Raw genomic sequence first — 11866 nt, forward strand, 5'->3', positions numbered from 1 at the left:
CGGTACGACTCTCGTCGCGGCCAAGCCGTGACGCATGGATAAAGAAGTCCCTATACAGTCCGCTACGGACTGTATAAGGACGCTTTTGGGCGAAAATCAAAGTCAGCTCGGGGTGTAGATGTCCATGTCTTCGGTCGTGACGAAGTCGATGTTCGTCATGCCTTTGCCGTACATCGTCTCGCTGACGTTCAGCGTTTCGAGCTCGGGCGTTTGCCATTGTTGCTTTGCCATTGTGCGTTCACCTCCTTTCAAGCGGCGGGCCGGCGCCCGCAGGCGCGGCGCGCGTATCCCATCTTCAGGCGTGCCGTTTGATGAATCTATACAAGATCACGCTGCGCAAGAGCAGCCTCATCTCCGGGTGAAAAGCGAGCTCCGATCGGGGCTCCCGCCCGATCCCGGCCGCCGCCGCGCGGATCCGCTCGACGTTCAGGTAGCCGGCGACGGCCGAATCGTCGCAGAGCCGCCGCAGCTCGTCGAGCAGGCGCGGCCACATGGGCGCCGCCCGGTGGATCCAATCCGCGCCCTGGACGCCCCGGACCCGCTGATTGAGCCGGACCTCGTCGGGCAGCACGGACTTCGTCGCCCGGCGGATCAGCGCGCGGTCCATACCGTCCCGCACGTACTGCTCGACCGGCACCGAGAGGCAGAAGCGCACGACCCGCAGGTCGCAGGTCGGATCCCGCTCCCAGACGCCGTACCGCAGCGACAGCTTGGTGGCGGTCGCGCCGTTCTTGTTCGCGGCGGCGAGGCTGGCGAGCTTGTCCCTGCGTACCGCGAACGGATCCGCCGAACCAGGGCCTCCGCGGCCCCTACTGCCGCCTGAGCTGCCGAATCCGCCGCCGCTTCCGCCGCCTCGCAGCTTGGCGAATACGCCCGTGCGCTGCGCGAAGTCCGGATGGATAAGCATCGCCGGCAGGTCCGGCTCGTCGCCGCCGCGCCGCCCGCCCGAGAGCGCCGGAAAGGCCAGCTTCCCCAGGGTCGACAGCAGCCTGCGCCGCCCGATACCTTTGTTCGCGCCGAACATCCGCAGCTCGCGCGACAGCCGCATCCACTTCATGCGCTTCAGCAGTTGCGCATAATAGTCGAGTGCCGGGCCCCACGAGACGGTGAAGTTCCCTCGGGCGCCGGTGAGCAGGATTCCCGCTCCCCGGCTGCCCGCGCGCTCGTGGATGCCTTTCAGCCAATACGAGTTTTCAAAAAACTTGTAGGGCGATTCTAGCAAATCGATCCATTCGTCCACTTCGGTCAACGGGCTGATCCCTTCGAAGTCCATGTACGACGCCTCGATGTTGCCGACATGCCGGACCGTCGCCGCGATATACGGCCGCTCGTCCGCCGCCGCATGGCCCGGCGTCCAATCGGCGAAGCCGCTGGGCGGCACGCTGCTGTAAGCCTGGAGCGTCTTGCCCTCCCGCTGCAGCGCCCTCGCCGCGAACCCCGCGACCGCGCCGGAGTCGAGTCCGCCGCTCAGCGTCGCCGCGACCTCGCGATGCGTGCGAAGCCTGGCGCGGACGGCTTCGCCGAAGATGTCGCGCATCGCTTCCTCGTACTCCCCGTCCGACCGGAGCCGCAGCGGCTCGGCCGGCTCGATCGAGCCGTAGGCTTCGATGCGGGCCCGGCCGTCCGCGAAGACGACCGCGTGCCCCGGCGGCACCTGCCGGATGCCGATATACGGCGTCGCGCCGGCGTCGGTGGACTCGAACATCTCGGGAATCGCCATGAACTCGGCAAGCCATGCCTCGTCCAGCCTGCTGCCGATGTCCGGCAGCGCCAGCAGCGGAGCCATCGTCGTGGCGAAGGCGAGTCGCCCGGCGCCGATGTGGTAATAGAGCGAGCGGCTGCCGAACAGATCGCGGGCGCCGAACAGCTCTTTGCGCGTCTCGTCCCAGATCATGAACGCGAAGTCGCCGATCAGATGCGACGGCGCGAGCCGTCCCCATCTGCGGTAAGCGAGCAGGATCAGCTCGCCGTCCGTCACCGTCGCACGGCGGCCGGAAGGCATCTCGAGCCGATCGAACAGGTCGGCGCGGTTGTCGAGGATCGCGTCCGCGACGATTCGCAGCCGCCCGCCCGCCGCGCTGCCGGCATCGCCGTCCGGCATCCGTTCGCCGACCGATTCCGGCGTGATCCAACGGATGCGGCAGCCGAGGAACGCCGGCCCGTCGCGCCAGGTGCGCACATCGTCCGCGACGTATCGGGACATGGCGTTCATCATCGCTTCGCCGTCCGATACCTCCGCTTCCCGCCCGTCGAACCGGACGATCCCCGCCAGCGCGCTCACTTCTTCCCTCCGCCGGCCATGTAGGCCGATGCGAACCGGGACAGGCGCCTGCCGAACGGGATCGCCGACTTCAGCCAATCCGCCTTCCTCTTCATCGCGCCGAGCTGCGCGCGGAGATGCCGCTGTTCCCGGATGCCGGCTTCGAGCCGCATTTCCAGCGCGCGGACGGTCATCTGCAGCTGATGCACGCGAGCGTCCGACGCCCTTGCCAACTTCGCCTCGCCTGCCATCGCCGACGTCGCTTCGTTGACGCCATTCGCAAGCCTTGCATCGTTTGCTGTCGTCTCAGATGCTGCCGTCGCCGATGTTACCGTCGCCGGTGCCGCCGTCATCCACTCAGCGCGCCCCGCCTGCATCTCCGCCGCGGAGCCGCTCGCCGAGCCGCCCGCCTTCAAGCTGCCGCCGACTGCCGCGCTCCGCATCGCATACTCGGGCTCCCAGCGGCACCCGGTCGCATCAAGCAGCTGCCGCTCCCGCTGGGTCAGCAGCGCTTCGTCCGGCTCGCGTTCGAAGCGGGCGCCGGTCCAGCGCTCCGCTTCGGCCAGCGCCTCGCCGTAGCCGAGCGCCTCGAAGGTCCGCGCGCCGAGCAGGGTAATGTACAGCTCCGCCTCCTTCTTGGTTAGCGCGTCCTTCCAAGAGCCGACGGCGTTCGTATGCGGCGCTGCGTGGTCCGCGACGTTCGGATCGCCGACCCCCATGCTGAAGTACAGCTCGGACTTCGCCGTGCCCATGCGCTCGCCGTACCGCTCCATGCCTTCCTCGTACGCGATGCCGAGGAACTCGCTCACGCCCGCCAGCTCTCCGCGGGGATCCGCGACCAGCTCCTCGTAGCGCAGCCGATAGGCGTACGGATCGGGCGCTGCGAAGTACCGCATGTAGCGCAGGAGACCGATCGTGAGATCCACGGCCTTGATATCGAACGCGGCGCCCGTCAGCAGGCCCGCGAGGTCCGCGGCGCCGCCGCGCGACGCGCCGAGCTTCTTGTACGAGGCGAGCACGTCCAGCGGATTGCGCAGCAGCCAAATCCGTTTGGAGCGCGGGAACAGCGCGTCGAGGAACTCGAGCAGATAGTAGTATCTCGGCGATTTGTCCACCACGATGTCGGCGCCTTCGCCGCCGCGCAGCAGGCCGTTGTAGGCCTCGACCGCGAACGACCGGCACGCGTCCGCGAACGCGTCTTCGGGCAGCACGCCGCCGAAAAACCGCTCCAGGATCGCTCCGCCGCCGTATGCCCGCCGCTGCGCCGCCTTCAGGTCGAGCAGGCTCATGAGAAACCACATTTCCTGCGCCGCGTACACCCTGCTATGATTTTGCAGCATGACCGTAGCAAGGGAGCTGCCGCTCCTCGGCGTGCACAGCAGGAATACGAGGTTGTTGCCGCTTGCGTCGACCATCCGGGGCGCCTCCTTCACTTCTTGTTGAAATCGTAGTAATACTTCGGCCGCTGGCCGAGCATGATCCGGTAGATGTCGTCGTTCGTCGCCTTCGCCGCCGTCGCGTAGTCCTTGTACGGCCGGTCGGCGACGTTGACGAGACCCGAATTGTAGTGCTCGCCCCACTGGCCCTGCCAGTGGCGCCCGAGGCCCGCCTGGTCCACGTAGTTGAACACGTTGGCCCCAACGATGTAAGGCAGCGTCGCGACGCCTTCCACGTAGTTGCGATACCGGATGCCGCGCTGGGCTTGGTTCGCCGCCGCGTTTTGAATGAGCGGCGCCAGGCCCTGCTCCGCCGTGCCGTAGCCGAACTCGCTCATCATGATCGGCTTGCCCGCCTTCGCGTACAGATCGGCCAGCAGCTCCGTCTCGACCTTGTGCGAGTAGTAATTCAGGCTGATGACGTCTACGTACTTGCCTTCGGCCGCGGCGAGCATGCCGCGGAGCTTCGTATCGCGGAAGGCCGTCACGGTCCACCTGTCGCCGAGCAGCAGATGGCGCGAATCGTACTTGCGGTACAGCTTCGAGACGGTGCCGTAGAACCGGTCGAGATACTCCGCGAACAGCCCGTTCATATCGCTCCAGGCGGTCTTCGTTTCGACCGGCAGCTTCGCTTCCTTCAAGCTGTCGAACGAGTCGAAGTCCGTCTCCCACGCTTTGTTGAACGCGCCGATCGTACCGTACTTGGACTGCAAGCGCTGGACTAGGCGGCCCTTGATCGCCGCCTTGCTCGCCTTGAGCCCCGGCACGATCTGATAGAACTTGTGAAAATCGTACTCGTTGCCGATGAAGTAACCGACCAGCATGGGATCGTCCTTATACGGCGCCACGGCCTGGGCGAACGCTTGGTCGAGCTTGGTCTCGGCGCCCGGCGCGTAGATGTCGAAGATCGACAGGCCGTTGATCTTGGCCCAGCTCATGCTGTCCAGCGGAAGCATGCGCGTGTAGGGGAACAGCCCCTCTTCTCCGTACTTCTCCGGCGAGAAGCCGCCGATGCCGTTGAAGCCCCACTTGGCCAGCCGCCCGATCGCTTCCATGTAGATGTCGTGCTCCGTCGGGAAGACACCGGTCTTGCGGTACTTGTTCGCAACGAAGTACGAAAAGCTGTTCGTCCCGAGCCACGCGGGCTTGTATTCGCCCGCATAGGGCGGCACCGACTCGTACAGCGTCTCCCTGCCTTTGACGAGCGAATACGTCTCGTTGGCCGTCACGCCGTTGACCGCGAGGCTGAAGTACAGGTTGCCGGACGGCGTCGTCATGACCGGGCGTCCGCCAAGCCGCTGGATCGCGAAATGGCCGGTCGCCTTGAAGCCGTATTTGTCCTTGCTGCCGGCCAGACCGCCGTATTCGTCGCGTCCTGCCGGCGCCTGGAGACTCGCATAGTAGGCCTTGTCGGCCTTCGCGTCCGCCGCCAGCTGCGACTCGGACGTCACCTTTCCCGCGAAGCTCGCGACCTCCATCTGGCCGAACCGGTCGAGCTGCACGTCGTCGCTCGCGTTGATCGCGTAGCTGCGGATCGGGCTCGGCAGCAGGCCTTCCTTGACCGCGTAGGCTTCCAGCCGGACGTAACCGTGCAGCGCGATCGGCTCCTTATACGGCAGGAAGTCCGCGCCGTCGTTCAGCCGGTAATAGAGTCGAGCCCCTTCGGTCGCCGCCGCAAGCGTCGCGATCATGCCGCCTTTCGTCTTGGTCGTCGTGAGCGACGCGGACGCCGTGTTGAGGTTGATCGCTACCCCGGATATCTGCGGGGTCCAGGCTTTGCTCTTGCCCAGCATCTCGATTTTCAGGTACCGCGTGCCTTCCGGCAGGGACATGTTCTCGTATGCGTACGGCTGCCAGTTTTTCACGGGATTGCCGGACGGGTAAGCTTCGGCGGCGACCTCGCTGTACGTCTCGTCGTCGGAAGAGGCGTAGAACTTCAGCTTGCTTAACGGGAGTCCGGCGAAATAGTAGCTGCTGACCGAAAAGGAAGTCATGTCGTAATCGGTCTTGTAAAGGAGCACCCCCGCCCCAACGTCGCCCGGACCGCCCTGCGGCCGTCTCCGCCGTAGTAGGCGGGATTGTCGGTCGCCGTGTAGACATTGGCGCGGACGGCGGTCAGGCCGAAGTCGTCCAGCTTGTCGTCGATGCCCTTCGGAGGCGCGGCGAGCGGGTACGGCGTATACGAATACGTTGATATGCCGTCCGTCGCTTTTGCCGGGCCGCTCGCGGGATTTGCCGACGTGGTCTTCAGCACCGTATCGTCAGCGATCGGAATCGGCGATCCGTACAGCTTGCGCGTCTTCGACGTACGCGGGTCGCTGCCGTCCGTCGTATAGTAGACGGCTTCTCCCTCTTTCTTTGGCGTCAGCAGGATCATGCTCCCGTACAAGACCGCTCCCGATGGCTTGCTGGCCTCGATGCCGGCGGCGTCGTTCAGCACGACCTGGCCGATCTCCGGCCCCGCGCCGCCGGCGAACGCGATCTTCAAGTACTTCGTGCCGAGCGGGAATCCTCTGGACGCATAGGTCACGGTCGGCGATTGTCCCGGAGCCTCGTGCACGTCCGGCGTCACGTTCCGGTACGACTTGCCGTCGGCCGAGATCAGGAACTGCAGGCCGCCGCTGCCTGCGGCCGCGCGGCCGTGGGTCTGAACCGCGAACGAGCGCAAATTGCCTTTCGTCTTGTAAACGAGCGCCTCGCCTGCCGCGCCGCTCGGCGCGATGCGGGTGGCGTCTTGTCCGTCGCCTGCGACCTTACGCAGCGCGAGCGTGTCGGAATGCCCGTACGTCTGCTCCCAATCGGCAAGGTCGTCGACCTCGATCTCGTAGGTGCCGGGGCTGTTCCCGTGCGAGTGCGAGGGAAGAACGACGACGAGCATGCCGTAAGCCAGGAGCCAGATCGCTTTACTTTTCATGATGGCGAAGCTCCTTTGGCCCTGCTTTTAATACTGGAGGATCGGCATCTCTTCCCTGACGCCCTGATTCAGGCTCGGGCGGCCGATCGAGTAGTAGACAAAAGCCGTGCCGGCAAGATCCTCTTCCTTGAACACGTTGCGTCCGTCGATGAGGATCGGCTGGCGCATCGTCTCCTGCAGGCCGTGCAGGTCGGTCCTGGCGAACTCCTCCCATTCGGTGAGCAGGCACAGGGCGTCGGCGCCGCGCGCCGCTTCGAGCGCCCCGTCGCACCAGACGACCCCGCCGTCCCCGAACAGGCCGCGGAAGCTCGGCGTCGCGATCGGATCGTACGCCCGCACGACCACGCCGCTATCGACCAGATGCCGAATGATCTCGAGCGCCGGGGATTCGCGCACGTCGTCGGTGTTGGGCTTGAACGACAGCCCCCATACCGCGACCGTCTTGCCACGCAGCTCGCCGCCGAAAATCGCTTCGAGCTTGCGGACGATGCGCATGCGCTGGTCCTGGTTGACCTCGACGACCGAGCGCAGCAGCTTGAATTCGTACTCGACGTGGCCGGCGATCTGGATGAGCGCCCGCGTATCCTTCGGGAAGCAGGAGCCGCCGTAGCCGATGCCCGCGTTCAGGAAGGCGGTCCCGATCCGACGATCGAGCCCCATGCCCGCGGCGACCTCCGCCACGTCCGCGCCGACCTTCTCGCAGATGTTGGCGATCTCGTTGATGAACGAGATCTTCGTCGCCAAAAACGCGTTCGAGGCGTACTTCAGCATCTCCGCGCTGCGGATGTCGGTCAGCATGACCTGCTTGGTCAGCGGCCGGTGCAGCTCGGCGATCCGCTCGGCGGCAGCCGGCGAGTCGGCGCCGATGACGACCCGGTCCGGCTCGAGCGTATCGCGTACGGCCGAGCCTTCGCGCAGGAACTCCGGCAGCGACACGCTGTCGAACGGCACGTCGGTCCTGGCGCGGATCAGATCGCGCACCCGCTCGTTCGTGCCGACGGGTACGGTGCTCTTGACGGCGACGATGGCGTAGCCGGTGAGCGCGTCCGCGATCTCGGCGGCCGCGGCGTCGATATAGGACAGGTCAGCCTGTCCGCTCGGCAGCGGCGGCGTGCCGACCGCGATGATGACGAGATCGGTCCCGCGCACGGCCTCCGCCAGATCGTGCGTATAACGCAGCTTGCCGGCCGCGACGCCTTTGCGCGACAGCTCCTCGAGGCCCGGCTCGTAGATCGGGATGCCTCCGCTCTGCAGCGTGGCGATCTTGTACGGATCCTTGTCGACGCAGACGACCGCGTGACCGAGCTCGGCGTAGCAGATCCCCGACACGAGTCCGACGTAGCCGGTGCCAATTACCGCGATTTTCAAATGGATCCCTCCTGTGTCTCGCAAAGTTCCATGATATCTCCCCAGGCCATCTCCAGCCGGACGATATCCTCTTCGATCAGCAGCGTCCCCGTCTGAACCTCGATGATCTCGAGATCTTGCTCCGCGCGCACGCTGTGCATGCTCTCCTTCGGAATCCGGATGACGTCTCCGGCGACCACGGACGTGATCTTCCCGTTCAGGACGAACGTGCCGCTGCCGGCCATCACGGTCCATACCTCGTCCCGCAGGCTGTGGTACTGATAGCTGAGATTGCGTCCCGCGGCGATGGTGATCCGCTTGGTCAGCACCTCGCGTCCGTCCGGATAGACCGCATAATCCAGCACGCGGTACCGGCCCCAGCGCCGCTCCTCGTACATCGGACGCTGATCCGCGGATTTGAGCAGGTCCTTCACCAGAGGACTGAGCGCCTTATCGGCGACAAGGATGCCGTCCGGGCTCGCCGCCACGATGACGTCCGTCAGGCCGAGCACCGCGATCGGGACGTCCAGCTCATTGATGACGTGCGCGCCCTGCGTCTGCGACGAGATCGTGCCTTTGCCCGTGAGCGGCTCGGCGATCTCCTCTGTGAGCGTGTTCCAGGTGCCGAGGTCCTTCCAATCGCCGTCGTAGCGGACGGCCGCGATCCGGTTCGCCTTCTCGACGACCTCGTAGTCGAAGCTGATCTTCGGCAGCGCGTCGTAGCGCCTCGCCATCTCCTCGTGCTGGATCGGCAGCTCGTGGGCGATCAGGATATTGATCAGAAAATCGAGCTTGAACGCGAACACGCCGCAGTTCCAAAGCGCGCCTTCGGCGATCATCTTCTCGGCCGCTTCCTTTGCCGGTTTCTCGCGGAACCCGCGTACGGTCATGAACGGCTCGTCGACGCCTTCATTAGCGTCAGCGTCGGCAGCCGTGCCTGCGCCCCCGTCTTCCTCTGCGACGCCCGGTTCGGGCACGATATACCCGTACTTTTCGGACGGGTACGTCGGCTGCACGCCGACGAGCGCCAGATCCGCGCCGGAAGCGTCCAACGCGCGTTCGAGCTTCGCGAGTTCCGCGAAAAACCGGCCGTCGACGTAAGGGTCGACCGGCATGACGACGATCGTTTCGGAGAGGCTCACGCCTTCCATCGCGTACAGATGCGTCGCCGCGAGCGCGATCGCCGGGAACGTGTCCCTGCGGGACGGCTCGGCGATCAGCCTGACGTCGCTGCCGAGCTGGCCGTACAGAATCTCGACCTGCGACTTGCCCGTCGCCACGTAGGCGTGGTCCTGCAGTCCGGCGTCCCCGAGCTGCCGCCATACCCGCTGGATCATCGATTCGGGATTGCCGGACGGATCCTTAAGCACCTTCAGAAACTGCTTCGAGCGGGAATCGTTCGACAGCGGCCAGAGCCGCTTGCCCGATCCGCCGGACAAGAGCACGATCTTCATGCCATCCCTCCGCTCTGCTTGCTCGTCGGCTCCGCCGCCAGCTTGGCGGAAGCGATGCTCTGGGTCCAGCAGCGATAGTAGCGGCCGTTTTTGCCGTACGCGTTGTCGTACAGGACGTTCGGCTTGTCCATCAGGCAGGACAGGATGTGGCCGTGAAGCCTCGACGTCTGCACGGTGCGGTACTGCGCGAACCGTTCGACCGCCTTGCTCACGAGCCTGTCCGAGTACTTGATCCAGAACTTCCCGACCGGCAGCTTGCCCTTCGAAATGCGCATCACTTTGCCGATCGCGCGGATCGACCGATGCTCCGTACGGCTGTACAGCGTCGACCAATCGAGATCGTCGCCCGCGCCTTCGAGGGTCAGCCCGTCCTGCCCGGCCGTCTTCTCGATATCGGTGCGCATGAAGCGGAGCAGCTCCCTCTCCGGTTCGCCGCCGCCGCGGATCGGCCACAGCTGATGCGCCATGTCCGGGGACAGATAGACGCCGCAACGCTTGAACTTGTCCTTCGCCATCTCCAGCGACAGCGTGTCTCGAACGAACAGATGCACGTCCTTGTGACGGTTCAGGATGTCTGCGGTCCGGTCGAACTCGCGCACGTCCTTGTAGTGAATCGTCTGCGGCAGGATGACGACCCGGTTTTTCGGGTAGCCCGCGACGACTCGCTCGCGCAGCTTCTGGTGCACGGGATACAGATCCCCGAAGTTGCCGCCGCCCTGCAGCACGAGGATATGGTCCTTCGGCACGCTCAGGCCGTCGGGGAAGTCGAACGCGCTGTATCGCGCCCGCACCCGGATTCCGTTTTCCCTGAAGAAGGCTTCCGTCCCTTTCATGATGAGCAGGTCTCCGCCGTTAGAATAGACGGGATAATCGATATAATAGATATTCGAGCCAGGCGGTATGACGTTCAGTATGATCCTCAGCCGGTTTTTGAGCTCATCCATCGGGTGAGCCGATAAGGTCGCGATCTCCATCCGTTTGTCTCCTTCTCGCTTGTATCTTTCTTTTCTATGTTTGCTTTTCGTCTCCGGTCGGGTTTGCGCGGGTCGGGTTTGCGCGGGTCAGGATTGCGCAGCCCGGGTCAGTCGGCCCGCCAAAAATCGCCAGTCGTCCTTGTCGAACAGCACGCCCGATACGGGCGCCTTGAATACGACCTTCATCGCGGCGACCGAGATGATGATGCGGCTGAAAGCCCCGATCAGCATCGCCAGCGCGATTCCGTTCAAGCCGTACGAAGGGGCGAGCAGGAAGCACATGCCGACGGTCAGCGCCAGCGCGAACGCTTGTCTCGCGACGACCAGGCCCGGCCGGCCCATCGCGTTGAAGGAGGATGCGAGTATCCACGAGCCGCCGCCGACGACGCATTCCAGGGACAGCAGGTAGAAAGCCGTGTCCGCCGCCAGAAACTGCTCGCCGTAGAGCAGGCCCAGCAGCCAGCGGCCGACGAGCATCCCGGGAACGAGCGCGGCCAGCATGATCGGGAAGGAAAGCCTGAACGCCCGGCTGACCTTGGCGACGACCTCATCCTGCCCGAGTCCCGTCACCTTCGGGAAGACGACGCCCGAGATGGCCGTCTGTACGATGTTGAACACGCGGGACAGCGTGTACACGACCGTGTAAAGACCGAACTCCCGCGGCGCGAGTAGCGACAGGATGATCAGCTTGTCGCATTGCGTGTACAGCGTGCCGAGCAGCTCGACGCCGTACACTCTGCCGCCGTAGCCGAACAGCGACTTGATCGGGCCGCGCTCGCCGGGCTTTCGTCCGTCCGCGGCCGATGCGTCCTTCTTGCCGAACCAGCCCACCGCCAGCTCCCGTCTCAGCCGGTACAGCGCCCAGCAGACGACGCACAGGCTCGTGACGAGGAACATGAGCGCCGAGGAAAACTGGCTTAAATAGCCGCAAGCCCACAGCGCGAGCAGTCCGATCAGGTTGCTGAGCGGCACGTACAGCCGGATGCCGTTGTACAGGCCGAAGTTCTCCATGCTCTGCGCGAGCGCCGACAGCAGGTTGACCATGAGCAGCAGCGGCAGCGTGAACACGGTGTACCAGCGCGCGATCGCTACGATATGGTCGCCGTAGTTGCCGAGCCAGGCGGGCATGCAGATCCAGGCGACCGTGCCGGCGATCGCGCATACCGGCAGCTGAAACAGGAATCCGGCTCTAATGTAGGCCGGTCCGTGCGATGGATGCGTCCGCCGGTTGAAGATCAGCGACGTCGGCAGCCCGAAGCTGAGGACGCCGGCCAGCAAGGTCGACCAGAAGAGGATCGCCGAAAATTCGCCCTTGCCCGCGACACCGAACATCCGCGCCGTCACGATCGAGGTCACGGTGCCGAGCAGCACGATGATCAGGTTGGCGGCGCTCGTCTTCATGATCGCCGTGAGCGCCCCTCCGCCGCTCCAGAGGCGGCTTAGCCTCCTCATTCGTAAGTTCCCAGCACGCCGCTGATCTG

Annotated in this window: 9 protein-coding genes; all 9 read right to left on the reverse strand. The window is 65.0% G+C overall.

Annotated features, from left to right (window positions below; all coding sequences use genetic code 11):
* Positions 1-102: 102 nt before the first annotated feature.
* A complete protein-coding gene (locus OMP38_RS11680; protein WP_110468926.1) occupies positions 103-231 on the reverse strand; it encodes a paeninodin family lasso peptide in 129 nt (42 codons plus the stop codon).
* A gap of 64 nt (positions 232-295) precedes the next feature.
* A complete protein-coding gene (locus OMP38_RS11685) occupies positions 296-2359 on the reverse strand; it encodes an asparagine synthase-related protein (RefSeq protein ID WP_277565333.1) in 2064 nt (687 codons plus the stop codon).
* Positions 2278-3675, reverse strand: coding sequence for a sulfotransferase family protein (locus OMP38_RS11690; protein ID WP_277565334.1), 1398 nt, complete (start codon positions 3673-3675; stop codon positions 2278-2280). Before OMP38_RS11690 ends, OMP38_RS11685 begins: the two co-directional genes overlap by 82 nt.
* A gap of 14 nt (positions 3676-3689) precedes the next feature.
* Entirely contained in the window at positions 3690-5717 is a 2028-nt protein-coding gene (locus tag OMP38_RS11695; RefSeq protein WP_277565335.1) for a beta-galactosidase, read from the reverse strand.
* Positions 5687-6610, reverse strand: coding sequence for a chitobiase/beta-hexosaminidase C-terminal domain-containing protein (locus OMP38_RS11700; RefSeq protein WP_277565336.1), 924 nt, complete (start codon positions 6608-6610; stop codon positions 5687-5689). Before OMP38_RS11700 ends, OMP38_RS11695 begins: the two co-directional genes overlap by 31 nt.
* Positions 6611-6637: 27 nt before the next feature.
* The gene (locus tag OMP38_RS11705; RefSeq protein ID WP_277565337.1) at positions 6638-7978 is read right to left on the reverse strand and encodes a UDP-glucose dehydrogenase family protein; all 1341 of its coding nucleotides are present in this window, start codon (positions 7976-7978) and stop codon (positions 6638-6640) included.
* Positions 7975-9411 (reverse strand): sugar phosphate nucleotidyltransferase, encoded by a 1437-nt coding sequence (locus OMP38_RS11710; RefSeq protein WP_277565338.1) that lies wholly within the window; start codon positions 9409-9411, stop codon positions 7975-7977. Before OMP38_RS11710 ends, OMP38_RS11705 begins: the two co-directional genes overlap by 4 nt.
* Positions 9408-10385 (reverse strand): polysaccharide pyruvyl transferase family protein, encoded by a 978-nt coding sequence (locus OMP38_RS11715; protein ID WP_277565339.1) that lies wholly within the window; start codon positions 10383-10385, stop codon positions 9408-9410. The genes OMP38_RS11710 and OMP38_RS11715 overlap by 4 nt, the downstream gene beginning before the upstream one ends.
* Positions 10386-10472: 87 nt before the next feature.
* Positions 10473-11837: a lipopolysaccharide biosynthesis protein gene (locus tag OMP38_RS11720; RefSeq protein WP_277565340.1), complete on the reverse strand. Its 1365-nt coding sequence runs from the start codon at positions 11835-11837 to the stop codon at positions 10473-10475.
* Positions 11838-11866 lie beyond the last annotated feature (29 nt).

It is taken from the genome of Cohnella ginsengisoli (assembly GCF_029525555.1).
In the GTDB taxonomy this organism is placed as follows: domain Bacteria; phylum Bacillota; class Bacilli; order Paenibacillales; family Paenibacillaceae; genus Cohnella; species Cohnella ginsengisoli.

Bases quoted from the DNA above. Each gene is read 5' to 3' on its own strand.
- OMP38_RS11720 (WP_277565340.1), bottom strand. From the start codon at position 11,837: ATGAGGAGGCTAAGCCGCCTCTGGAGCGGCGGAGGGGCGCTCACGGCG.
- OMP38_RS11710 (WP_277565338.1), bottom strand. From the start codon at position 9,411: ATGAAGATCGTGCTCTTGTCCGGCGGATCGGGCAAGCGGCTCTGGCCG.
- OMP38_RS11680 (WP_110468926.1), bottom strand. From the start codon at position 231: ATGGCAAAGCAACAATGGCAAACGCCCGAGCTCGAAACGCTGAACGTC.
- OMP38_RS11715 (WP_277565339.1), bottom strand. From the start codon at position 10,385: ATGGAGATCGCGACCTTATCGGCTCACCCGATGGATGAGCTCAAAAAC.
- OMP38_RS11690 (WP_277565334.1), bottom strand. From the start codon at position 3,675: ATGGTCGACGCAAGCGGCAACAACCTCGTATTCCTGCTGTGCACGCCG.
- OMP38_RS11700 (WP_277565336.1), bottom strand. From the start codon at position 6,610: ATGAAAAGTAAAGCGATCTGGCTCCTGGCTTACGGCATGCTCGTCGTC.